At 64.5% G+C, this 23,666-nt stretch carries 22 protein-coding genes; 7 read left to right on the top strand and 15 right to left on the bottom strand.

The features are described 5' to 3' along the window. Positions 1–336 precede the first annotated feature (336 nt). A complete protein-coding gene (locus tag IVB23_RS31820; RefSeq protein ID WP_197967837.1) occupies positions 337–798 on the bottom strand; it encodes a hypothetical protein in 462 nt (153 codons plus the stop codon). 348 nt (positions 799–1,146) lie between these two features. Here IVB23_RS31820 and glgC point away from each other — a divergent pair, with 348 nt between their 5' ends. Genes glgC through IVB23_RS31805 form a run of 3 tightly spaced genes read left to right on the top strand, consistent with a single transcriptional unit; the run spans position 1,147 to position 4,153 of the window. Then, complete coding sequence (glgC, locus tag IVB23_RS31815; protein WP_197967838.1) at positions 1,147–2,409, top strand: glucose-1-phosphate adenylyltransferase; 1,263 nt, start codon at positions 1,147–1,149, stop codon at positions 2,407–2,409. Then, the gene (glgA, locus tag IVB23_RS31810; RefSeq protein ID WP_247801197.1) at positions 2,406–3,860 is read left to right on the top strand and encodes a glycogen synthase GlgA; all 1,455 of its coding nucleotides are present in this window, start codon (positions 2,406–2,408) and stop codon (positions 3,858–3,860) included. The genes glgC and glgA overlap by 4 nt, the downstream gene beginning before the upstream one ends. A gap of 32 nt (positions 3,861–3,892) precedes the next feature. Beyond that, positions 3,893–4,153, top strand: coding sequence for a SemiSWEET transporter (locus tag IVB23_RS31805; protein ID WP_061879279.1), 261 nt, complete (start codon positions 3,893–3,895; stop codon positions 4,151–4,153). Positions 4,154–4,200: 47 nt separating this feature from the next. Here the strand turns inward: IVB23_RS31805 and IVB23_RS31800 are convergent, their stop codons facing one another. Continuing rightward, positions 4,201–4,995 carry a class III extradiol ring-cleavage dioxygenase gene (locus tag IVB23_RS31800; protein ID WP_247801196.1) on the bottom strand — a complete coding sequence of 265 codons (795 nt, stop codon included), beginning with the start codon at positions 4,993–4,995 and terminating at the stop codon, positions 4,201–4,203. A gap of 158 nt (positions 4,996–5,153) precedes the next feature. Between IVB23_RS31800 and IVB23_RS31795 the strand changes: the two genes are divergently transcribed. After that, on the top strand, positions 5,154–5,333 hold the full coding sequence (locus IVB23_RS31795) for a hypothetical protein (protein ID WP_247801195.1): 180 nt from the start codon (positions 5,154–5,156) through the stop codon (positions 5,331–5,333). Positions 5,334–5,340: 7 nt separating this feature from the next. Here IVB23_RS31795 and IVB23_RS31790 read toward each other — a convergent pair whose 3' ends face one another. Then, positions 5,341–6,807, bottom strand: a complete 1,467-nt coding sequence (locus tag IVB23_RS31790) for a carboxylesterase family protein (protein WP_061879280.1) — start codon at positions 6,805–6,807, stop codon at positions 5,341–5,343. 75 nt (positions 6,808–6,882) lie between these two features. Continuing rightward, positions 6,883–7,131 carry a hypothetical protein gene (locus IVB23_RS31785; protein WP_061879281.1) on the bottom strand — a complete coding sequence of 83 codons (249 nt, stop codon included), beginning with the start codon at positions 7,129–7,131 and terminating at the stop codon, positions 6,883–6,885. A 190-nt stretch (positions 7,132–7,321) separates the two neighbouring features. Between IVB23_RS31785 and IVB23_RS31780 the strand changes: the two genes are divergently transcribed. The 3 genes from IVB23_RS31780 (at position 7,322) to IVB23_RS31770 (ending at position 10,797) form a co-directional block, all read left to right on the top strand. Beyond that, on the top strand, positions 7,322–10,003 hold the full coding sequence (locus IVB23_RS31780; protein ID WP_247801194.1) for an alpha/beta hydrolase fold domain-containing protein: 2,682 nt from the start codon (positions 7,322–7,324) through the stop codon (positions 10,001–10,003). 130 nt (positions 10,004–10,133) lie between these two features. Further along, the gene (locus IVB23_RS31775; RefSeq protein WP_061879283.1) at positions 10,134–10,406 is read left to right on the top strand and encodes a hypothetical protein; all 273 of its coding nucleotides are present in this window, start codon (positions 10,134–10,136) and stop codon (positions 10,404–10,406) included. 85 nt (positions 10,407–10,491) lie between these two features. Beyond that, complete coding sequence (locus IVB23_RS31770) at positions 10,492–10,797, top strand: hypothetical protein (RefSeq protein WP_247801193.1); 306 nt, start codon at positions 10,492–10,494, stop codon at positions 10,795–10,797. A 100-nt stretch (positions 10,798–10,897) separates the two neighbouring features. Here the strand turns inward: IVB23_RS31770 and IVB23_RS31765 are convergent, their stop codons facing one another. The 11 genes from IVB23_RS31765 to IVB23_RS31715 all read right to left on the bottom strand — a co-directional run bounded on the left by IVB23_RS31765 (position 10,898) and on the right by IVB23_RS31715 (position 23,588). Then, the gene (locus IVB23_RS31765) at positions 10,898–11,062 is read right to left on the bottom strand and encodes a hypothetical protein (RefSeq protein WP_197488710.1); all 165 of its coding nucleotides are present in this window, start codon (positions 11,060–11,062) and stop codon (positions 10,898–10,900) included. Between the two features lie 104 nt (positions 11,063–11,166). After that, the gene (locus tag IVB23_RS31760; RefSeq protein WP_061879285.1) at positions 11,167–11,685 is read right to left on the bottom strand and encodes a septal ring lytic transglycosylase RlpA family protein; all 519 of its coding nucleotides are present in this window, start codon (positions 11,683–11,685) and stop codon (positions 11,167–11,169) included. Positions 11,686–11,875: 190 nt separating this feature from the next. Then, a complete protein-coding gene (locus tag IVB23_RS31755; RefSeq protein WP_061879286.1) occupies positions 11,876–13,471 on the bottom strand; it encodes an NAD-dependent malic enzyme in 1,596 nt (531 codons plus the stop codon). Between the two features lie 341 nt (positions 13,472–13,812). Continuing rightward, on the bottom strand, positions 13,813–16,143 hold the full coding sequence (locus IVB23_RS31750; RefSeq protein WP_197967840.1) for a mechanosensitive ion channel domain-containing protein: 2,331 nt from the start codon (positions 16,141–16,143) through the stop codon (positions 13,813–13,815). An 805-nt stretch (positions 16,144–16,948) separates the two neighbouring features. Beyond that, on the bottom strand, positions 16,949–17,986 hold the full coding sequence (locus tag IVB23_RS31745; RefSeq protein WP_061879287.1) for a patatin-like phospholipase family protein: 1,038 nt from the start codon (positions 17,984–17,986) through the stop codon (positions 16,949–16,951). After that, positions 17,983–18,912, bottom strand: coding sequence for a polyphosphate kinase 2 family protein (locus IVB23_RS31740; protein ID WP_247801192.1), 930 nt, complete (start codon positions 18,910–18,912; stop codon positions 17,983–17,985). The genes IVB23_RS31745 and IVB23_RS31740 overlap by 4 nt, the downstream gene beginning before the upstream one ends. Then, the gene (locus IVB23_RS31735) at positions 18,872–19,891 is read right to left on the bottom strand and encodes a branched-chain amino acid ABC transporter permease (RefSeq protein ID WP_247801191.1); all 1,020 of its coding nucleotides are present in this window, start codon (positions 19,889–19,891) and stop codon (positions 18,872–18,874) included. Before IVB23_RS31735 ends, IVB23_RS31740 begins: the two co-directional genes overlap by 41 nt. Continuing rightward, positions 19,888–20,769, bottom strand: a complete 882-nt coding sequence (locus IVB23_RS31730; RefSeq protein WP_197967844.1) for a branched-chain amino acid ABC transporter permease — start codon at positions 20,767–20,769, stop codon at positions 19,888–19,890. Before IVB23_RS31730 ends, IVB23_RS31735 begins: the two co-directional genes overlap by 4 nt. Positions 20,770–20,774: 5 nt before the next feature. Then, entirely contained in the window at positions 20,775–21,479 is a 705-nt protein-coding gene (locus IVB23_RS31725; RefSeq protein ID WP_061879291.1) for an ABC transporter ATP-binding protein, read from the bottom strand. A 3-nt stretch (positions 21,480–21,482) separates the two neighbouring features. After that, positions 21,483–22,250: an ABC transporter ATP-binding protein gene (locus IVB23_RS31720; RefSeq protein WP_061879292.1), complete on the bottom strand. Its 768-nt coding sequence runs from the start codon at positions 22,248–22,250 to the stop codon at positions 21,483–21,485. Between the two features lie 15 nt (positions 22,251–22,265). Next, positions 22,266–23,588: an ABC transporter substrate-binding protein gene (locus tag IVB23_RS31715; protein ID WP_247801190.1), complete on the bottom strand. Its 1,323-nt coding sequence runs from the start codon at positions 23,586–23,588 to the stop codon at positions 22,266–22,268. Between the last annotated feature and the right edge of the window lie 78 nt (positions 23,589–23,666).

Raw genomic sequence — 23,666 nt, 5'->3', positions numbered from 1 at the left:
CGTCGTTTTGTTCCCTGAAGTTCCTGGAAAACTGCCGTCCGCTTGGCGGCAGGCCATCACACATTGTTTCCGTTTGCGAAGGACCAGCCTGCGTGCTTCGACGATCTGGGTCTGCCGAACAGGCCTCGGTCAAATCGACCAATGATGGCTCGGATTCTATTCTCTCCGAACAAAACGTGCCGCGCTGACCAGCGCAGGATTAGAACGAGCGCGACGAAAAGCAACGACGCGCGTGGGCTTCGCCTCAAGCCCGGCCCATTGCATCTCGCCGCGATCGTGCTCATGCACCTGGCATGCATGAGCTTGATCGTGTGGCTCTCGTTCTAGCCGCGGCGCTCACCATCTGCGGTAATAGTGTCGGTGATAGGCACGGTACGGCCGGTAATAGCCATAGCTGTAATACGGACGATAGGGACGATAGTATCGCGGATAGGCATAGTATCGCGGATAGGCATAGGCCGGCGCGTAGCCATAACCGCCGTAATATGCCGGAGCGTAACCATAGCCGTAGCCCGGATATCCGTAGCCGCCATAGTACGGGCGACCATAATAGCCGTAGCCGTAGCCATAAGGCGCGCCGCTGGCGATGGCGCCGCCGATGATCGCGCCGGCAGCGAGACCACCAAGGGCAAATCCCCATCCGCCGCCGCGCCAATGCACCTGCGTGACATCGTCGCCGGCCGCAGCCTTCATCGTCGCAACGTTGGTCGGCATCGGACCCGCCGTGGCCTGCCCGATTTGGCCTGCCATGACCACGCCGGCCAACGAGCAGGCAATTGCCGTCTTCCAGATCCTCATCGTCTTACTCCCTGTCTGACCTTTCGCTTGGAGAAGGATCGCAGCGTCATGATCGGGCATCCTTGCGCCAAGTCAAAGCCCGGAATTTCAAAGCCTGGAATTTGCGTGCACCGCACAAGACGCATGCCTCCGTTCTGATCAACCTGTGCCCGGCGAAGCTCGGGGACCTCGCCTCGTGTGACACCGGCGCGACGGTGCCTGATGTCCGAACACCCGCAAAGCATTAAGCTTCCCGCGCATTCGCAACCAACAACCACCTTCACGATTTACTATTCGTGCCATTACTATCGGTTCCAATGTGCGCAGCCGGGAGGCTTCTCGCGAGCGCCAGAGTTGTGGGAGGATCACATGAGTGCCGCGAGACCCGAGCCGCTTGCCCGTCAGGCGCTGGCGTTCGTCCTGGCTGGCGGGCGCGGCAGCCGGCTCCTGGAGCTGACCGACCGGCGTGCCAAGCCCGCGGTTTATTTCGGCGGCAAGTCCCGCATCATCGATTTCGCGCTGTCGAACGCGGTGAACTCGGGCATCCGCCGCATCGCGGTCGCGACCCAATACAAGGCTCACAGCCTGATCCGGCATCTCCAGATGGGCTGGAACTTCTTCCGCCCCGAACGCAACGAGAGCTTTGATATCCTTCCCGCCAGCCAGCGCGTCTCCGAGACCATGTGGTATGTCGGCACGGCGGACGCGGTGTACCAGAACATCGACATCATCGAATCCCACGCCTGCCGCTTCATCGTGGTGCTGGCCGGAGACCACATCTACAAAATGGACTACGAGGTGATGCTGCGCCAGCACGTCGAGAGCGGCGCCGACGTCACCGTCGGCTGCCTCGAAATGCCGCGGACCGAATCCTCCGGTTTCGGCATCATGCATGTCGACGAGAACGGCTGGATTCAGGAGTTCCTGGAGAAGCCGAAGGATCCGCCGCCGATGCCGGGCAAGCCGGACGTCTCGCTCGCCAGCATGGGCATCTACGTGTTCGACGCGAAATTCCTGTTCGATCAGCTCAAGCGCGATGCCGAGGACCCGAACTCGAACCACGATTTCGGCAAGGACATCATTCCCTACCTCGTCAAGAACGGCCGCGCGATGGCGCACCAATACTCGACCTCCTGCGTCCGCTCCGGCAGCGACACCCGCGCCTATTGGCGCGACGTCGGCACGGTCGACGCCTATTGGGCCGCCAATATCGACCTCACCGACGTGGTGCCCGAGCTCGACCTGTTCGACCAAGCCTGGCCGATCTGGTCCTATGCCGAGATCACCCCGCCGGCGAAATTCGTCCATGACGAGGAGAGCCGGCGCGGCCAGGCGGTGAGCTCGCTGGTCTCCGGCGGCTGCATCATCTCCGGCGCCTCGTTGCGGCGCTCGCTGCTGTTCACCGGCGTGCGCATCAACTCCTATGCCAATGTCGAGAACGCCGTGATCATGCCCTATGTGAATGTCGGCCGCGGTGCCCACTTGAGGAACGTCGTGATCGACCGCGGCGTGGAGATTCCGGAAGGCCTCGTCGTCGGCGAGGATCCCGAGTTCGACGGCAAGCGCTTCCGCACCACCGAGCAGGGCATCTCGCTGATCACCCAGCCGATGATCGACAGGCTCAATACATGACGCCTGTTCGCGTCCTCGCGGTCGCCTCTGAAGTCTATCCTCTCGTCAAGACCGGTGGCCTTGCGGACGTCGCCGGCGCGCTGCCGGTTGCGCTGAAGGCGCATGGCGTCGAGATGCGCACCTTGATGCCCGGCTATCCCGACGTGATGCGCCTGGTCTCGGGCGCGGAGGAACTCCGGAGCTGGCCGGATTATTTCGGCGGCCCCGGCCGGCTGCTGGCGGGCTCGTATGACGGGCTCGACCTGTTCGTGCTCGACGTGCCGCATCTCTATGCCCGGCCCGGCAACCCCTATGTCACCACTGAGGGCATCGACTGGCCCGACAACGGTGTGCGCTTCGCGGCGCTGTCGCGCGTCGCCGCGGATATCGGCCACGGCCTCGTTCCGGCATTCGTGCCCGATATCGTGCACGCCCATGACTGGCAGGCCGGGCTGGCGCCGGCCTATCTGCACTACGACGATCGTCCGCGGCCCGGCACCGTGATGACCATCCACAACATGGCCTATCAGGGCAAGTTCGCTCCCGAGCTGATCGGATCAATCGGCCTGCCCTGGCGCGCCTTCAACGCCGACGAAGTGGAATATTTCGGCGGCATCAGCTTCTTGAAGGCGGGCCTGCGCTTCGCCGATCGCATCACCACGGTATCGCCGACCTATGCGAAGGAAATCCAGAGCGACGAAGGCGGCATGGGGCTCGGCGGTCTGCTTCGTGAACGATCCAGCGTGCTGAGCGGCATTCTCAATGGCATCGACATATCGGTGTGGAATCCGCAGGAAGATCCGCACATCGCCTACCGCTTCGGCGCGGAGGACCTGACGTTCCGGGCCGCGAACAAGGCGGTGCTGCAGCAGCAGTTCAACCTCGATTCCTCCGACGAAGCGCCGCTGCTCGGCGTCATCAGCCGGCTGTCGTGGCAGAAGGGGCTCGATCTCCTGCTCGAGGCCATTCCGACCATTTTGCGCGAGGGCATGCAGCTCGCACTGCTCGGCAGCGGCGACCGCGATCTGCAGGATCGCTATCAGGCTGCGGCCCGCGCCAATCCCGGCCGGATCGGCGTCGTGATCGGTTACGACGAGATTCTGGCGCATCTGATCCAGGCCGGTTCGGACGCCCTCGTCGTTCCTTCGCGGTTCGAGCCGTGCGGCCTGACCCAGCTCTGCGCGCTGCGCTATGGCGCCGTGCCGATCGTCTCCCGCGTCGGCGGCCTCGAAGACACCATCGTCGATATCGGCGAGGCCGATGCGTCCGGCCACGATGCCACGGGGTTCAAGTTCGGCCCCGTGACGGCGGATGCCCTCGCCGGCACGTTGCGCAAGGCCAACACCGTCTTCCACGACAAGCTGACCTGGCGCCGGCTGCAGCGAAGCGGGCTTGCGACCGACGTCTCCTGGCGCAATCGCGCGGGCGACTATGCCGCGCTGTATCGCGACCTCATCGCGGCCCGCGCGTGAGGCGTGGTCGAATCCATGCTATAGAGCCGGCCATGGACCCCTTCGCGATCAAGCTGATCGGCTTTGCCGCCGCCACCTGCACCACCGTCGCCTACGCGCCGCAAGCCATCAAGGTATGGAAGACCCGCTCCACCGGCGACATCTCGCTCGGCATGTTCCTGGTCATGGTGCTGGGCCTGGCGCTCTGGCTCGTCTACGGCCTGCTCTCGGGCGATGCCCCGCTGGTCGCCGCCAACGCCATCACCATGGTACTCGCCGGCGGCATTCTGGTGATGAAGCTGCGATACGGGTGATGTTTTTTTCGCCTCTCCCCGCAAGCGGGGCGAGGGAGAAGAGATCATCATCCAAACACATACGACCCCATCGCGACATTCGCGACCTCGTCGACGAAGACGCGGCGTCCGACGTCGCTGTCGGCAGCGCCGGCCGCCACCATCAGCGGCAGCAGATGATCCTCGCGCGGGTGCGCGAGGCGCGCGCTCGGTGCATTCTCCCAGTCGACCAGCATCGCGTTGCGGCGCGCCGCATCCGGGTTGCTGATCGCCTCGTTCAGATAGGCCTCGAAGTCGTACGAGACCGGCTTGGACTCCGGCCGGTTGAAGCCGCGCATGTTGTGATAGGTGAGCCCGCTGCCGACGATCAGGATGCCGGTATCGCGCAAGGGTGCGATCGCCTGTCCCACCTTGATGTGCTCGGCCGCATCGTAGCTCGATTTCAGCGACAGCAGCACGATCGGCATGTCGGCGTTCGGATACATCAGCCCGAGCGGCACGAAGGTGCCGTGATCGAAACCCTGGTTGGGGTCCTCCCGGCAATCGAGACCGGCGCGTGCGAGCAGCGCCTTCACCTCCGCGGCGAGCTCGGGGTTGCCGGGCGCCGGATATTTCAGGTGATAGGTATGCTCGGGGAAACCGTAATAGTCGTAGACCATCGGAGGATGCGGCGAGGTCGACACGGTGAAGGCATCGGCCTCCCAATGTCCGGTGATGACGAGCACGGCCTTCGGTCGCTCCGGGAGAAGCTGCGGCAGCCGGCCGAATTCCTGCGCAGTTTTCGCGTATTGCACCCGCCTGTCCTCCATGAACGGCCAGGGGCCGCCGCCGTGGGACAGGAAGAACGTCGGAAATCGAGTCATGGATGCCGGCTCGTCTGGTTCGCAACATGCGCGTGCATGGCCGCACGATCGTCGGTGAGCATAGGCAAACCCGCATGGTTAGCAAGCCGTTAACGATTTGCCGCTCAGAATCCCCGGTGTGGCCGAAGGAGTCGGCCTCAAGGCAAGTGAGACGTGAGATGAAGAAGTTTGCGCTGGGGGACGTCGTCAACAGTGACAAGGGCCGCCGTGGTGTCGTCCGCGCCGCCTTCAAGTCGAGGGACGGTCAGCAGTTCTACGCCGTCGAGAAGGACGGCGCGATGGACTATCTGGAGGAGGACCGGCTGAGCCCGGCGCCGCGCGTCGAGCTCGCCGCGTAACTCCAACTCATTTCCTGCCCTCACCTGCGAGCCGGTCGAGGCGCTCCGCCAATGGATCGTCGCTGCTCGCGATGCGGTCGTTCGTGATCAGCAGCAGGCGATCGCCGCCCGCCGCGTCCCAGCGTGGCAGGTCGGGACCGTTGGGATCGCCGCTTCTCGCGAAATTGATCCAATAGGCGCGCATGCGGCTCGCGACCGTGCGATCACGTCGCGACAAGATGCCGGCGCCGGGCACGCCTTCCGCACCGAAGATGAACTGCAACTCCCGACCGTGGCCAGCTTCCGGATTCGCGCGGCGGCCCTCCGGCACATAGGCGAAGCGATAGCGAAACGTCGGCGCAGCACTTGCGACGTGCAGGCGAGCCAGCAATCGCACCGGCTCCGAGAAGACCTTGTCGGTGTAGAACCTTGCCGCGAGATCCGAGGATCTGGCAAGGTCCGGATAGAGCTTGCGCAGCTCGTCGATGGGAATGCCGGACGACGCAAGCTCCTTCCTGATGGCGATCTCATTGTCCAGACCCGTCTCGTCGTCGTTCGAGCCGATGATCAGGGGAATGCGGCTTTGATGTCCGGCCGCGAAGCCCGGGGCAAGGTCCTCGGTCACCAGGCGTCCATCCATCATCGGCGCGAAGCTGCGCGGCGAGTTCTCCAGCAATTGCTGTTCGGCGGCCAGCACGCGCCGTGGCTCGGCTGCCCGCAAATCTGCCTCTCGTCCAAGCGCGGCCACGAACTGCCGGCCGATGGCATCCGCCTCTTGCACTGAGCGCAGGCGCGCGCGGCCGGGCACCGATTGCAGAATGGCTTTCTGGAAGAGGTCGCGTGATTGCGCAGACAGCATCAGGAGCGCGACCGACGTCGCGCCTGCACCGCTGCCAAGCAAGGTGACGTTATCAGGATCGCCGCCGAAGGCCGCGATGTTGTCGTGCACCCAATGCAGCGCGGCGATCTGGTCCATCAGGCCGTAATTTCCGCCGCTGTCCGCAAGCGCGGGATGAACGATCCAGCCGAGCGCGCCGAGGCGATAATTCACGGTGACCACGATGAGGCCTGCCTGCGCCAGCCTGGCGCCATCGAACAACGGATCGTTCGCCGTGCCCGAGACGAAGCCGCCGCCATGGATGAACACCATCACCGGCAATGGGCCGTCGACCCCGAAGGGACGGAACACGTTCAGCGTCAGGCAATCCTCGCTCGCATCCTGCAGCGACGGTTGAAGGCACGGCGCACCATAGCCGTAGGCGGTGCGCATCTCCGAGCTTTCGGTCGTCGGCTGCGGCGCGCGCCAGCGCAACGCGCCGACCGGCGGCGCCGCGTAGGCCAGCCCCTTGAAGGACGCCACCTCGCCTTCCACGGCGCCGAGCATCTGTCCTTCACGCGTCAACGCGAATGGAAACTGTCCGACCGGCTGGCCCACGGCCGATCGTGCGCAACACAGGACTACGCAAGCCGCAACGAGTGCAAGCAAAGACCGCATCTTCGAAGATCTCGATGAAGGATCCCGGGCAGGTTATGTCCAGGGCCGTCAACGAGGCAAGCCTCGCGCCCGCGCCTAGCCGCCTTTGCCGATCAACTCCGCCAGCGCGCGCCGCGCGACGATGCCGAGCTCGCCGAGCGTGCAGTGGCCGGACTCCGCCGCCTCGATCAGGCGCTCGGCGATGAACCTGCGGCTGTCATGATCCCCGCCATGCGGCAATTGGCGGCATGTCTGCTCGAGAACGACGTCCATGTTCGCTTTGGTTCGCTCACTCAACTCTGTCATGACGCCCGGCCGGTACGCGTGGCTTGTAAGCGCAAGCATACACAGAAGGATGCGCTCTGATTACCCCGGGCTATCACGGCCATTGTGCATCGCGATGCGTGTGGTGCCGCAGACATTCGCGCGGTCACGATGCGCCGCAAACAACCACCGGGGATTGCACTTGCTCTAATGACAAGCTGAACCTGCGGCGATAGCCTGCCGGCAAAACAAAACATACGGGAGGAATGCCATGCCTGACGCAATGGTTGCCACACGTGTCTCCGATGAGCGCGGAACCGCTCAGCAGGTCGACGTCGCCGTGGTCGGCGCCGGATTTGCCGGCCTCTATCTCTTGCACCGCCTGCGCAAGGCCGGCTTCTCCACGGTCGCCCTCGATGAGGCCGGCGATGTCGGCGGCACCTGGTACTGGAACCGTTATCCGGGCGCGCGCTGCGACATCCAGACCATCGACTACAGCTACACCTTCGATCCGGAGCTCGAGACCGCCTGGACCTGGTCGGAAAAATACGCGACCCAGCCCGAGATCCTGCGCTATCTCGGTTTCGTCGCCGATCGCTACGGTCTCAGGCGCGACATTCGTTTCAAGACCAAAGTCATTGAAGCCAGATGGGACGAAGCGTCCGAGCGTTGGCAGCTCACGACCGACAATGGCGCACCGGTCTCCTGCCGCCATTACATCATGGCCACCGGCTGCCTCTCCGCGCCGAAGCCGCCGGAGATCGACAGCGTCAAGGACTTCAAGGGCGAAGTCTATTTCACCGGCCGCTGGCCGCATGAGGGCGTCAACCTCGCGGGAAAACGCGTCGCCGTGATCGGCACGGGCTCGTCGGCGATCCAGTCGATCCCGCTGATCGCCGAGCAGGCCGCACACTTGACCGTGTTCCAGCGCACGCCGAATTTCGCGTTGCCCGCGCATAACGGCCCGGCGCCGTCGGACCGCATGAACCTGCTGCAGGGCGATCGCGCCGCCTATCGCGAACAGGCGCGCCAGTCGATGGCCGGTGTGCCCTATCCGCAGCAGACGGTCGTGAGCTGGCAGCTCACCGACGCCGAGCGCCGCGCGCGGTTCGAGGAAGCCTGGGGCAAGGGCGATCTCGTCTACATCCTGACGCAGTTGTGGGCCGACCAGGCGGTCGACCTCGAAGGCAACAAGCTGATCTGCGATCTCATCCGCGAGAAGATCGCAGCCGCCGTGAAGGACCCGCAAACCGCCGCGGCGCTGATGCCGGACGATCATCCGTTCGGGGCGAAGCGCCCCTGTCTCGACACCAACTACTACGCCACCTACAACCGGCCGAACGTCACGCTGGTCAATCTGCGCCAGGAGCCGATCAAGGCGATCACGGCAGGCGGCATCACGACGGCCAGGCGCAGCATCGACCTCGACGTCATCGTGTTCGCGACCGGTTTCGACGCGATGACCGGCGCGATCCGCGCCGTGCACCCGATCACCGGGCGCGGCGGCAAGTCGCTCTCCGACGTCTGGGCGAAGGGACCGGAGACCTATCTCGGCCTCACGGTCGCGGGCTTCCCGAACTTCTTCATGATCACCGGCCCCGGCAGCCCGTCGGTGCTGTCGAACATGGCGGTGTCGATCGAGCAGCATGTCGACTGGGTCGTCGATCGCCTTGCTGCGCTGCGCGAGGCCGGCTTCACCACGATCGAGCCGACAGAAACTGCGCAGGCCGGCTGGGGCCGGCACATGGGGGACTGTTCGACGCTGACGCTGCACCGGCTCGCCAATACCTGGTATACGGGCGCCAACGTACCCGGCAAGGTCCAGGGGTTGATGCCCTATACCGGCGGCGTCGGCCCCTATCGCAGCATCTGCGACGAGGTGGTCAACCGCGGCATGCTCGGCTTCAGGCTCACCGGTCCCTACGTTGCTGCGCAGTGCAATGATGGCGAGGTGGTAAGCCTGCAGCCGGACGTGCGGCTGGTGCTGAACCTGCTCGCATCGCTCAATTTGCCGCCGATCGAGTCGATGGGCGCGATCGGGGCGCGCGCCTTCGTCAACGAGTTCAACAAGAGCCGCCCAGCCGGACGACCGATCGGCGAGATCGTCGACGGCACCCTGCCCGGCGCCGACGGTCCGCTGCCCTATCGCGTCTACAAGCCGGCAACGCCCGGGCCGCATCCGGTCGTGGTCTATTTCCACGGCGGCGGCTGGGTGCTCGGCGACGAGCAGTCGGACGAGCCGTTCTGCCGCGACATGGTGCGGCGAACCGGCATGATGTTCGTCAGCGTCGGCTATCGCCATGCGCCGGAGCATCGCTTCCCGACTGCGGCGGAAGACGGCTATGCGGCGACGCGCTGGATCGCCGAGCACGCCGGCGAGCTCGGCGGCAAACCGGGCCCGGTGCTGGTCGCGGGCTGGAGCGCCGGCGGCAACATCGCAGCCGTCACCTGCCAGCTCGCGCGCGATCGTGGCGGCCCCGAAATCGCGGGCCAGCTCCTGATATGCCCGGTCACGGACTGCACCTTCGATCGCCCGTCCTACAACGACAATGCGACCGGCTATTTCCTGACGCTTTCGCTGATGTACTGGTTCTGGGACCTCTACTGCTCGCCGGCCGACCGCACCGATCCGCGCGTCTCGCCGCTGCGCGGCAAGGTCGAAAGGCTGCCGCCAGCGTTTGTCGTCACCTGCGAGTTCGATCCGTTGCGCGACGAGGGCGTCGCCTATGCCGAGGCAATGGCCGCAGCCGGCGTCCCGGTCGAGCAGCTTCAGGCCCGCGGCCATTTCCACTCGTCCTTCACCATGGTCGATGTGGTGATCACCGGAGTGCCTGGCCGGGTGCGGATGGCCGAGGCCTTGCGCCGCTTCGCCGGGCTCCCGCCGGAGGTCGGCCGCGGCGACGAGCACAGCAGCGGTCGGGCCAGCCTCAAGATCGCGGCGGCAGCGAGCTGATCGCGACGAGACGGCGGGAACCTTTTCCCGGCTGCCGCGTTGAGGCGCTTGCGGCATCGAGATGCAGCGATAGGTGCGAGCCCCGGCACGCAAATCGGCGTGCTGGGGGCTTCCTGCGTGAGGCGAGGTGATGGGGGATTCGGTCGCGGGTTCAAAGGTCGATTTTGGTGCGCTCGCGGTGCTGCATAAATGGCCTTCGCTTGCAAACCAGCGCCGGCTGGACCGGGAATCATACCAGATCAGCGAAGGTACCCTCGACGAGTGCATCTCGGCCTTCATGGAGAAGCCGGCAGCGACCCGGCATCTCTATGAGATCCGGACGGCGCCGCAGCCGCCACTCGTGACCGAGATCCTCTCGCCCGAGCACGTCACCGAGCTGTCGCGGCTGAGGGAATTTCTCTGACGGCAGCTTGGAAGCACGCGCATAGGAACCTTCATCCGGACTTTTCCGTTGTCAGCGATCGGAAGCCAAGGCGTGAGCGCCTCAGATGCTTGAAGCTGGCATATCTTCACCTGCCGTGCCCTATGGCGCAGACCAGACTCTCTTCGTGGTGATCGATCGCCTCGACCGGTCGACCGAAATCCGCATTGAGCGGTGCGATCTCGAAACCACGATCGACGAGCTCGTCGCCGGCTGCTTCAACGACCCCGTCAAGGTGATTTCGTTCAACACGCTCGAGCATTGGATGAAGGACATCTCGGCCGATGTTGCCGGCGAGATAAAGGCGCGCTGCGACATCGATGGCGTGACGCTGCCCGACTATCTCAGCGACTTCGTCGAGAGCCACCGCTAAAGCCCCGCTGCGCCGATTGCAGGCGATAAGGAAGCGCCGGTTCCGCGGCGCTCTTTGAGGGCACGCCGAATGACGTGGCGCGATGCGCTCAAGGCATGGTTTACGGGGAACGAGTGCCGCGGTGCTTGCCGGCGATGACCTCGATCTCGCGGCGGCGCTCGCCGGCGAAGGTCAGGAGCTTTTCGATCGTCGGCGTATCCGTGATCCGTTTGGCGAGCCGCTCGGCGCGCGCAGCCTGATCTTCGAGATACTTGATCGTGTTCAAGCGCCGCCTCCCCGAATGCCCCGAATTGTGTGGGCAGCCATGGTGATCGAGAAGCAGCTAACAGCCGGTTAAGCAGGTCGCATCGGTCTTGCCGAGTCGTGCCCCTATTGCACGACCTCCAGCCTGACATTGGTGATGCCCTTATCGACCATGCCGAGCGCCTCGGCCGCAGAAGGGGTGATGTCGACCACGCGCCCGCGAACATAGGGTCCGCGATCGTTGACCCTGACGGTGACGAAGCGGCCGGAGGAGGTATCGGTGACGCGCAGCTTGGTGCCGAACGGCAGGGTCGGATGCGCCGCGGTCAACTCGTTCTTGTCGAACCTCTCGCCGCTCGCGGTTTCCGTATCCGAATAGAAGCTGGCGACGCCGTGCGAGGGGGTCTGCTTGGCGTCACGGTCCGGGGCACGCGCCCGGCTGATCGGGCGTGGATGCAGCGCCGCCACCCTGTGCGGCCGCTCCACCGCGGCATGCCGGCCGGTCGCGGCGAGATCGGCCTTCTGGCGGCCGACCGGCGCTTGCGCGCAGGCGGCGAGCGATGCTGCGGCGACGACCGCGAGCAGCGGCCGGCACGAGGTTGCGAAGGAAATCCGGGCAGTTTCGGCACGTGCAATGCGAGACATGGTACGCCCTCCGAACGGCCGGATTTTCGGTCGGCAATGAGGGCAGAACCTTGTCGGAACAAAAGCGGCTCTGGGGCCGCGGACGTTTCACGACCGGCTGTGACGATTCCACCACAGTGCGTGTTCTGAATCGGAACAGCCGGCCCTTGGCCAGCGTGCGAGGCGGCCTGATCGCATCGCGCTTTGGGCCTCAGTATTTCGGCTCGTACATCTGCGACTGGACCAAAGCCTTCACGTCATTCGGCGCAGGTCCGTCCGCGAGCCCGCGCTGATAGGCGACGTCGGCAACGGCCGCAGCGATGCGGACCGAGACCTCGCGGATGCGCGGCAGTGCCGGATAGAGACTGCCTTGCGCGAGGTCCTCCTTGCCGACGCAATCGGCAAGCGTATGAGCTGCCGCCATGAACATCTCGTCGGTGACGAGGCGCGAGCCGCTGGCGATGACGCCGAGGCCGACGCCGGGGAAGATGTAGGAATTGTTGCCCTGGCGCGGCACGAAGCTGCGGCCGTTGAGCTTCACCGGATCGTACGGGCTGCCGCAAGCGAACAGCGCACGGCCCTCGGTGTAGCGATAGGCATCCTCCGCCGAGCACTCGGCCTTCGACGTCGGGTTGGATAATGCGAACACGATCGGCCGCTCGTTGAGTTCGGCCATCGTCCTGAGCACGTCGGGTGTGAAGGCGCCGCCAACCGCGGCAACGCCGATGATCGCCGTCGGCTTCAGCGTCTTGATCGCGGTGAGGAAATCGGCGATCGGCGCCTGGTCGGTGTGGGCATAGCGGAGCTTGTGACCGGAGAGGCCCTCGCGGCCGCTGACGACGAGACCACGGGAATCCACCAGCCAGTTGCGGCGGAGCGCCTCGGCCTCGGTGGCACCCTCGGCGATCATAGCGGACACCACGAGATCGGCGATGCCGGTTGCCGCCTCGCCCGCGCCGAGGAACAGGATGCGCTGATCCCTGAGCTTGCCGCCGGAAATGCGCAAGCCTGAGAACAGGCCCGCGAGCGCCACCGCCGCGGTGCCCTGGATATCGTCGTTGAAGACGCAGGCTTCATCCCGGTACTTGTGCAGCAGCTTGAAGGCGGAGTGATTGGCGAAATCCTCGAACTGGATCAGCACGCCCGGGAACGTCTTTCGCGCAGCCTGCATGAACTCGTCGACGAGGCTATCATAGGCTTCGCCGGTCAGCCGCCGCTCGCGCAGGCCGATATAATAGGGATCATTCAACAGCTCCTCGTTGTTGGTGCCGACGTCGAGCACGATGGGCAGGCACGCTTCCGGATGCACGCCGGCGCAGGCCGAATAGAGCGAGAGCTTGCCGACCGGAATGCCCATGCCGTTGGCACCGAGATCGCCGAGGCCGAGGATGCGCTCGCCGTCGGTGACGACGATCAGCCTGGCCGGATAGGGCCAGTTCTTCAGGATCTCCGCGATCTGGCCGCGATCGCGCGAGGAGATGAACATGCCGCGCGGCCGCTGGAAGATCAGGCCGTATTTCTGGCAGGCGAGCCCGACCGTCGGCGTGTAGATGATCGGCTGGATTTCGTCGATATTGTCGACGACGACACGGAAGAACAGCGCCTCGTTGCGGTCATGCAGCGCGTTCAGGGCGACGTATTTTTCCAGATCCGTCGGCAGCGTGCGCAGATGGGTGAGCACGCGCTGGGCCTGCGTCTCCATCGTCAGCACGCAGGGCGGCAGGAGGCCGCGCAGGCCGAGCGTCTCGCGCTCCGCTTCCGTGAAGGCAGTCCCCTTGTTGAGCAAGGGATCGCGCAGCAGCGTCATGCCTTGCTGCGAATTGGACGACGTCGATTGGGCAACGACCCGGGCAGGTCTATTCACGAATTCCCCCAAGGAGCTTCTATTTGAACCGCGGGCATTGTCGGCCAGCGCTCCATCCAGATCAAGGACGGAGAGGACTCGAGAATGGACTATGATCTCGCACCGCAGCGAGATTCTCGCGAACGCCTGGCAGTTGCGTGCGAGAAAAGGGTTGACGGGGCTATTCCGGCTTGATGTCGGCCGTCTCAATGAGAGGCTACCATTTCACCGTCTCGGCCTCATGAAAGCGGCCATGTTCGCGCTGCCGCATCAAGAGAGGGCAAGCCGGAAATCTGGGGGGCTGCTTATCCAGCCGCCCGCCGCGGCGTCAGACTGGCGGCGCTATCCGCCGGTGGCGCGATGTGCATCAAAATGGTCTGGGTAGCGGATGCGACCTCGATACCGTTCTGCTGGAAGCGCAGCTTCATGCGCCGGTTGAATTCGCGCTGGACCGGCCAGCGCCCGGCCTCGGTGCAGCGGATCTGGCCGACGATCGACACCATCGCACCGTCGACCTTGTCGACGCCCCAGAGCTCGAGGTCGCCGCGGATCAACGCACGGAATTCCGGTTCGCGGCGCATCTCGTCGACGATGTCCTTGAGGATCTGGCCGGCACGGTCGGTGTCCTCCTTGTAGGCGACGTTGACGCTGACCGAGGCGTTGCCGGCGCCGCGGCTGGCATTGGTGATGGTCGTGACCGCGCTGAAGGGCACGATGTGGACGGCGCCGTCGCCGGCGCGCAGGCGGATGGTTCGGATCGAGACGTTCTCGACCACGCCCGAGAGCCCCGAGACGCTGACATTGTCACCGACCTGGACCGTGTTTTCCAGCAGCAGGAACAGGCCGGTGATGAGATCCTGCACCAGCTTTTGCGAGCCGAAGCCGATCGCGATGCCGACGATGCCGGCACCCGCGAGCAGCGGCGCGACATTGACGCCGATCTCGCTGAGCGCCGTGAGGCCGACGACCGTGGCGATCAGGCAGAGCAGCGCCGTGCGCAGCATCGGCTGGAAGGTACGCAGACGCGCGGCGCGGGCATAATGGCCGTCCCGGGACAGCGCATTGATCTGGCGGTCCAGCAGCGCGTTGCTGGCTTCCCAGATCGCGGCTGCGATGAACACGGCAAGGCCGATCGTCACCACGGCGGAGATCAGCCTGCTGCCGATCTGGCCGCCATAGAACCAGACGATGGCGTCGACGCCCCAGACTTCGAGCACGGCGACGAAGCCGATGAAGGTGATCACGCCGGACACGATCCTGCGCAGCAGCGGCAGATAGCGGTTGGCGCGGATCTCGAGGCCCGGAAAGCGCTGGAGGATCTCAGGCTTGATGCGGAAGCCGCGGTCGATCAGGCTCAGCGTCACCATGATGACGACGCGCGTGACCAGCGCCACTACGGCCGTGCCGACGAAATATTGCAGCAGCAGCGAATAGCCGTTGCGGATGTTGAGCGCCCAAACCGCCCACAACGCGAGATCGAGCGCGATGGCAGGATAGTGCCAGCCCCCGGCGATGCGGTTGCGCAAACGGGCCGCAATCCCCTGCCGCTCGGCCGGCGCGCGGATGGCGTCGGCGACCTGGCGGCGGCATTGCAGGATGATGACGACGATGAAGAGGTGCACGACCAGCATCACCATGCGCAGCAGCGCGGCGTAGCCGGCGCGGTGCAGGCCGAGCAGCAGCGCCACATTGGCGAAGGCGATGCCGGAGACGCCGACACCGACGATGCGGCGCGCCCAGATCTCGATATAGGCGGCGGTCTCGGCGCGCACCGGGAACAGGCCGAATGGCCCCACCAGTGCCCGGACCATGCAGATGAGCCCGCGCGAGAACGCATAGGCGTTGACGACTGCGAGGATCACGAGGCGGACGGTGGTGGGCTCGCCGATCTCGGTCCCGAGCAGCGCCGTAGCAACGCCCACGAAGACGATCACGGGAAGCAGTTCGAGCACGATGCGACCCAGCACGAAAGGCAACCGCAGCAACAGTTGCCAGATCCGCGCGAGGCTGTGACGGCGCTTGTGCAATTCCGGCTGCGGGGTGACATCCGCGACCGATGACGGCGGATCGGCGATCGGCAGGGCCTGCCCTGGCAGACGTGCTGTTTGCGGCGCGCGTGCTTCCAGGAACGCGGCCGGACGCCGGATCAGGCGGAAGATCACCCATTCCGCGCAGAAGGCAGAACCGAACACCAGCGCCAGTTTCCAGGCGATCTCGATCAGGAGATTGTAGGCCGCGGGATCGTTCGCGGTCCGCATGATCCAGTAATAGAACGCCGGGAAGTGCGTGAGCGTCCGCGCCATGCCGGCGATCTCACCCGAGATCTCGCCGATCTCCTCCGACACCGTGAGCAGGAGCTGCGCACCGAGGCCGTCGGCCGAGAGCGGGATCGGCGATTTTGGCTCGGGCGCGGGTTGCTGCGGACCGGACGCGTTGGCGATCGCGCGGAGCGTGTCGATCATCTGCGCGCGCTTCTTGTCGTCCTGAAGGGTTTCCAGCGCGCGCTTCGCCTCGTCGGGCGATAGTGCGGCAGCGCTGTTTGCCGGCGACGGAGACGGCTCGGCACGGGCGCCGGAGGAATATGGAATCGTGAGGAAGAGAGCGGCGAGGAGCGCCGCGGCCAGCTTATGCGACACGAGGATTCCCTGGAAATATGAATGCGCCAGCGGCGTCGGGACCGTCACCGACGAAGCACATGCATCATGTCGGATTGCCGCTATTCGCCCCGGCCCTGTGTCGGAAGTTGGCCTTTGAGGCGACATTCTCTTGGCATTTGCCGCAATGCAAGATCAGGGGCCCTGGCGTCAGCGAAACGCCTTCAGGCCCCGTGCGCGCAAACACCTCTCCCCTCATTGCGGAATGACGGCGAGGAGGAGGACGGCGGACAGCAGAATGTCATGGATGCTCATCGCAACGGCCTCGTCACGGCCGTCAGACGCAATCGATGTGCTGCAAAAATTCAGCGCCGGGAAGGTAGGGGCTTTGCCTCACTGATGCAGCCCGCTAAACCTTGTCCCGGCGTGCCGTTCGCGGTTTTGCCGCTATGCGATAGTCCGAACGAGCTCCATCGCAATTAACGCGGCTGGATTTGCGGAGGTGGCGTCATAGACCTCCCCTTGCTCATGAGGTGGACGTTGCGTGTCGCTTGTTTGCGACCCTTGGCATGGTCCTCCTGCGACACAAAACTGTCAAGCAGGACCAAAGAATATGACGATCACATTTGACGCGCGGGTTCCCTGAACGGCTGCGCTCTTGTCCAATCGCGGAGCGCTTGCGCACGGAGATGCGGACCTCAGGGGGGCGGCGAGGCATGGTGACATTATGCCCCTGTTTTGCCCGACGAGTCAAACGAGCTTCGAAAAAACCGCAAATGCATTACGCAATGGGCAATTCATTGATTTCGCTCTCCCCGGCTACTGTGCATGGGGTTGTTTTCGCGTTTTAGAGAAACATGCCCGCCAAGTCGACGGTCGATGCCTTTCCGATCTGGTCGAAGTTTTGCGCCAACCAGCTTCGCGCCGCCGCGCGGCCCTCGTCGCGCAGGCGGCACAACAGGCTCCATTCGGGATGGAATTGCGTGGCCGTGCCGAGCTGCGACATCAACGCGTCGTTGCCGATCCAATGCATGTACATGCGGCTGTGCTTGTTGCTGTCGAGCTCGCCATCGTCGATCAGCCGGGTGGCGAAAGCGATCGCGCGCATCTCGCGCATCAAGGACGAATTGAAGCTGATCTCGTTGATGCGGTGGAGGACGTCGGCGGCACTGGCCGGCAGCTCGTCGCGCCGGATCGCCGTGACCTGCACGATGATGACGTCGTGGCTTCCCTTGCGGTAGATCAGCGGATAGATCGCGGGATTGCCGAGATAGCCGCCATCCCAGTAATGCTCGCCGTCGATCTCGACGGCCTGGAAATAGGGCGGCAGGCAGGCCGAGGCGAGCACGGTTTCCGCCGTCAGCAGCGGGCTCTGGAACACCTTGATCTTGCCGGTGCGGACGTTGGTGGCGTTGAGAAACAGCTGCGGCGCCTCGGGCGAGGAATTGAGCCGGTCGAAATCGACCACGCGCTGCAGCAGCGCTCGGAGCGGATTGAAATGAAAGGGATTGAGCAGGTTCGGCGGCAGCGTGTGTGTCAGCGTATGGATGAATGCGTGGACCGGATGATATTCCGGCGGCAGCTTCAGGGCCTGGATCCACTGGTTCAGCGGCGACATCAGATCGTACGCCATGTCCATGCGCGACACTTCGTACCAGAATGCGTGCAGGCTCTCCCGCGCGGCCTCAGCGCCTCCATGCGCCATGCCGGAGGCCATCGCCACCGCATTCATCGCGCCGGCACTGGTCGCACTGATCGCCTCGATCGCGAGCCTGCCGTCCTCGAGCACCTGGTCGAGCACGCCCCACACGAAAGCGCCGTGCGCGCCGCCGCCCTGGAGCGCGAAGTTGACGTCCTTGCAGTTCGTGGTCCCGCTGGCTGTCACTTTGCTTGCTTCTTGCCTCCCGTCCCTTCTTTCTCCAGCGCCTTGCGCACCTGCTTGAACTCCTCCAGCGAGGCCTTGTCGGCCCGGGGGAAGCGCAGGTCGAGCTTTTCCAGCTCGGCATTGATCACCGAGCCGATCACGACGCGGGCGAACCATTTGTGGTCGGCGGGCACGACGTACCAGGGCGCATGGGACGTCGCCGTGTGGCGAACGATGTCCTGGTAGACCGCCTGGTAGCGCGGCCACAGCGCGCGCTCCCTGATGTCGTCCATGGAGAACTTCCACTGCTTGGCCGGATCGTCCAGCCGCGCGAGGAAGCGCTCGCGCTGCTCATCCTTGGACACGTTGAGGAAGAACTTCAGCACCACGGTGCCGTTGCGGCAGAGATAGCGCTCGAACGCCGAGATGTCCTCGAATCGCTCCTTCCAGATGTTCTTGGTCACGAGCTTTGGCGGCAGCTTCTCCTTGGCGAGAATCTCCGGATGCACGCGCGTCACCAGGCATTCCTCGTAGTGGGAGCGGTTGAAAATACCGATACGCCCGCGCTCGGGCAGCGCGATCATATGGCGCCAGAGGAAGTCATGGTCGAGCTCCTTGCTGCTCGGTGCCTTGAAGGCATGAACCTCGCAGCCCTGCGGATTGATGCCCTCGAAGATTGCCTTGATCGCAGAATCCTTGCCGCCTGCGTCCATCGCCTGGAACACGATCAGGAGCGACCAGCGGTCCTGCGCGTAAAGCTTCTCCTGAAACTCGATCAGCCGCTTCTTGTTCGAATCGAGGACCGCCTGCGCCTTCTCCTTGTCGAGATCGCCCCTTTCGTCGGTCTTGTGGTCCTTGAGGTGAAACTTGCCCGAACCATCGTGGCGGAATGGCGAGATGTAGCGGTCAAGCTCCCGGGCGAGCGATTTGGACGGCTTCTTGTTCATGAGCGCGGGGCACCTTGCGTTGCGGCTTCAATCGGTCGAGCAAGCTACCAAGGATGCCCTTGGGAAGGAATATGATGAAAAGGACGAGCAGCACGCCGTAGACGAGGTTGTCCCAGCCGACCGCCTTGGTACCGAAGCCGATGCGCAAGGTCTCGGCCAGCAGAATGGTGATGATGGCGCCGACGGTCGGGCCGAGCGAGACGAACAGGCCGCCGACGATGGCCGCGAACACCATCTGGAGCGACACCGCGATGCCGCTGACCGTGTCAGGCGTGATGAACATCTGGTACTGGCAGTAGATCGCGCCGGCGAGCGCCGTCATCAGCGCGCTGAGCAGCGTGATCTTCAGCTTCTCCGCCGTGACATCGACGCCGGCGGCGGCAGCGGCATCCTCGTCCTCCGAGATCGCGTCCAGCGCATAGCGAGCCATGCTGCGATCGACCCAGTGCCAGACCACGATGCCGAACAGCCAGACCGCGAGCGCAATCAGGTACCAGGTCGTCTTGTCGTCGAACTGCAGCGCCAGCAGCTTGTTGCCGGACGCGCGGTCTGGGGTAAGGCCGAGCGAGCCGCCGGTATAGTCGCGCGTCGCCGTGATCACCTGGAGCACGATGCCTGACAGCGCCAGCGTCACCAGCACGAAATAGTGCCCCGTGATGCGGAAGCGGAAGCAGGGATAACCGACGATCAGCGCCAGCGCGCCGGCCGCCACCATGCTGATGGGGATGCCGATCCAGGGCGACAGGCCGAGATGATTCCAGAGCAGCGCCGTGACATAGGCGCCGATCCCCATGAAGCCGCCGTGGCCGAGCGAGACCAGGCCGAATCGCCCCATCATCGACCAGGAGGTGTAGGCGAACGACCAGATCAGGATCAGCACCAGAATGTGCAGATGATAGGGATCGCGATAGACGAAGGGCAGCGCGACCAGCGCCGCCAGGCCTATTCCCCAGGCTGCAAGCCGCCCCTGCCCCATCATCGGCGCCTCGCAAGCAGGCCCGCGGGCCGGATGAACATCATGACGATGAAGAAGGCGAAGGCGAGCACATAGCCCCATTCGAGATCGGAGAACAGGCCGCCGAGCGAGATGATCTCGGCGAACACGAAGGCGGCGATGAAGCCGCCGATGAAATTGCCGAGGCCCCCGAGCACGCAGATCAGGAAGGTGATCGGCCCGAAGGAGAGGCCGACGAAGGGATGCACGTCGTATTGCAGCACCAGGAGGCAGGCGGCGAGGCCGGCGAGCGCGCCGCCCAGCGCCGAGGTGATCAGATAGATCCGCCTGGTATCGACGCCCATCAAGGCCATGATCTGCCGGTCCTGCGAGATGGCGCGGATCGCAGTGCCGGTGAAGGTTCGCGTCATGAACAGATAGACGGCGACCATGCCAATCAGCGCCGCCAGGAACGATAGCAGCCGTGCGTAGCTGAAGTTCATGTCGCCGAAGGCAAGCACCGGCAGGCGGATGCCGAGATTGCGGAAGTCGATGCCGAAGGCGACGGTGGCAAAGCTCTGCAGCACAAACAGCACGCCGCCGGTCGCGAGCAGCTGGTTGATCGGCGGCGCAGTCAGCAGCGGCGCGATCACGAGGTAGTGCAGCGCCGCGCCAAGCACCGCGACCAGCAGGATGGTGAGCGGCGCGGCGACGAAATAGCTGAGCCCGTAGTACTGCACCATGAAGTACATGCCGTACATGCCGATCATCACGAGCTCTGCATAACAGATCCACGTGACGTCGATGACGCCGAAGATCAGATTGAGACCGAGCGCGAGCAGCGCCAGCACGCCGCCGAGCAGGATGCCGTTGATCACGGCCTCCAGCAGGTAGATGTCGAAAATGTCCAGGAACGCCTGCATGCCCGTCACACCCCGAGATATGCTTCCTTGACCGTGTCGCTCGCCAGCATCTCGGCCGAGGTGCCGGACGCCCTGATCGTGCCCGCCTCGATCAGATAGGCCCGGTCGACCACCTTCAGCACCTGCTGCACGTTCTGCTCGACGATCAGCACGGTCAGCCCGCTGGCGCGAATCCGTTTCACCAGCTCGAACACCTGCTGCACCACGACCGGCGCAAGCCCCGCCGAGGGCTCGTCGAGCAGCAGCAGCTTCGGATTGGACATCATCGCGCGGCCGATCGCGCACATCTGCTGCTCGCCGCCGGACATGGTGCCCGCCATCTGGTGGCGGCGCTCCTTCAGGCGCGGAAACAGCTCGAACACGACTTCGAGCCGCTCGATATAGCGCCCGCGCGCCTCCTTCATGAAGGCGCCCATCTTGAGATTGTCGTCCACCGTGAGCTGCGGAAACAGCCGCCGGTTCTCCGGCACATGCGCAATGCCGAGGCTGACGATCTTGTGCGAGGGCGTCGCCACGAGGTCGACGCCTTCCATTCTGATCGAGCCGCGCGAGGGCCTGATCAGGCCGGAGATGACGCGCATCAGGGTGGTCTTGCCGGCGCCGTTCGGGCCGATGACGCCGACGGCTTCGCCGGCCTTCACATCGAGGCCGACGTCGAACAGGGCCTGGAAGGTGCCGTAGCCGGCATTGACGCCGCGAAGCTCCAGCATCGGCTACCCTCCCGCGCGGCGGCGCGCTTCGGCGGCCGCGGCCTGCGTGGTCTCGGCATCGGTGCCGAGATAGACCTCGATCACGCGCGGATCGCCGGCGACCGCACTCGGCAGGCCTTCCGAGATCTTCTCGCCGTGATCCAGCACCATGACGCGATCGACGACCCGCATCAGCACGCCCATGATGTGCTCGACCCAGATGATGGTGATCCCGAGCTCGTCGCGGATGTTGCGCAGCATGTCGGCGGCCTGATCCATCTCGGCCTCGTCGAGGCCGCCGAGGCTCTCGTCGGCGAGCAGCAGCTTCGGCGCGGTGGCGAGCGCTTTCGCAAGTTCGAGCTTCTTCAGGCCGGCAGCTCCGAGGCCATCGACGCTGGCATGGCGATCGGTGGGCAGGCCGACCATGGCGAGCGAGCGCTCGGCCGCCTCTTCCGCCCTGGCGCGGCTGTGGCGGCCCTGGCCGTAGAAGCCAGCGAGCGCGACATTCTCGAAAATGGTCAGGCGGCGGAAGGGGCGCGGAATCTGGAAGGTGCGGCCGATGCCGCTGTTGATGATCCGGTGCGGCGCGAGGCCCGCGATCTCGTGGCCGGCGAAAAGTATCGAGCCTGATGTCGGCGCCAGCGTGCCGGAGAGCATGTTGAAGATCGTGCTCTTGCCCGAACCGTTGGGGCCGATCAGGCCGAGGATCTCGCCCTCGTCGACCTTGAACGACACGTTGTTCACGGCGGTGAAGCCGCCAAACCGCTTCACCAGCCCGTTCACTTCCAGCACCGCCGTTCTCCGCCGCTACTGGTTGCTGTAGGTGGTGCCTTTCGGCAGCGGCAGCACGGCCTCGCGCTGCGCCTGACTCTTGGGCCACACCACGTAGGACTTGTCATCGACGTACTGGATCACGACGGGGAACGAGCGCTCGTTCTGGCCGGCCATTGGCGAGCCCTCGCCGTGGAATTTGACGCCGAAGCCGAGCATGGTGCCGCCTTCGGGTATGTCGGTGTCGAGTGCTGCCTTGCGCAGGGCGTCGGGATCTATGCTGCCATATTTCTTGATCGCTCGCGGCAGCACGTCGGTCAGGAACAGGTAGGTGTTGGACGCAGCCATGCCGACATGGGCTGAACGGATGGCGATGCCCGGCTTGCGCTTGTCGAACTCCTCGCCAACCGCCTTGATGATCGGCGGCAGCTTCGGATCCATGCTCTTCTGGTTGGCGAGCCAGATCGAGATCGGATCGGTGTTGAAGACGTAGTTGACATCGGCGCCCAGGCCTTCCTTCAGCTTCTCATAGACCCCGTAGCCGGCGCCATGTCCCACCAGCGCACCGAACTTCAGCCCTTGTTCGCGGGCTTGCCGGAGCAACAGGGTGATGTCGGGATTGTAGCCGGTGTGGAAGATCACATCCGGCTTGGCCCGCTTCAGCTTGGTGACCAGCGCAGACAAATCCGGGGCCGTGGCCGAATAGCCTTCCCTGAGCACGATGTTGAAACCGGCCTTCTTGGCACCGGCTTCATTACCTTTGGCAACGTCGACGCCGTAGGCGCCGTCCTCATGGATGATGGCGACCCGCAGGTCCTTCGGATCCTTGCCCAACTTTTCTTTCGTGTTCTGCGCGATGAAGTCCATCGTCATCATACCGAACTGATCGCCGGAGGCCTGCGGCCGAAACACGTACTTGTAGTTCTTGTTCTCCAGCACCGCGGACGAAATGCAGGTCGTGATCCACATGAACTTCTTCAGCTGCTCGACGCGCGCTGCCACCGGCACGCACTGCGCCGAGGAAAAGAAGCCGAGCAGCATGTCGACCTTTTCCTGCTCGATCAAACGTATCGCTTCATTGATGGCGACGTCCGGCTTGCTCTGGGCATCGGCATAGATCGCCTCGATCTTGTAGCCCTCGACATCCTTCGCGCTGTACTGATCCAGCATGATCCTTGCGCCGGTATATTGCAGCTCCGAGCCGCCGCCGGCGAGCGGGCCGGTCAGATCATAGATGACACCGATCTTGAGCTTCTTCTCCTGAGCCTTGTCTTGGGCCTCGGCGGACGCCGCCAAGCCCGTCGCCGATACGGCGACCAACAACCCACGTACCAAACGGGCAGCCATGCGCAGGCGCATCAAAACCTCCCTGGACGATTGTGCATTGCATTCTTGGTGCAATTCTTCGGCCCATCACATGGGCTGCGCGCGGCGATG

Origin of the sequence: Bradyrhizobium sp. 191, from assembly GCF_023100985.1 — a bacterium.
GTDB classification, from domain to species: Bacteria; Pseudomonadota; Alphaproteobacteria; order Rhizobiales; family Xanthobacteraceae; genus Bradyrhizobium; species Bradyrhizobium diversitatis.
Note: the sequence above shows the minus strand (reverse complement) of the source record. Positions and strands in the feature narration are given on the sequence as shown.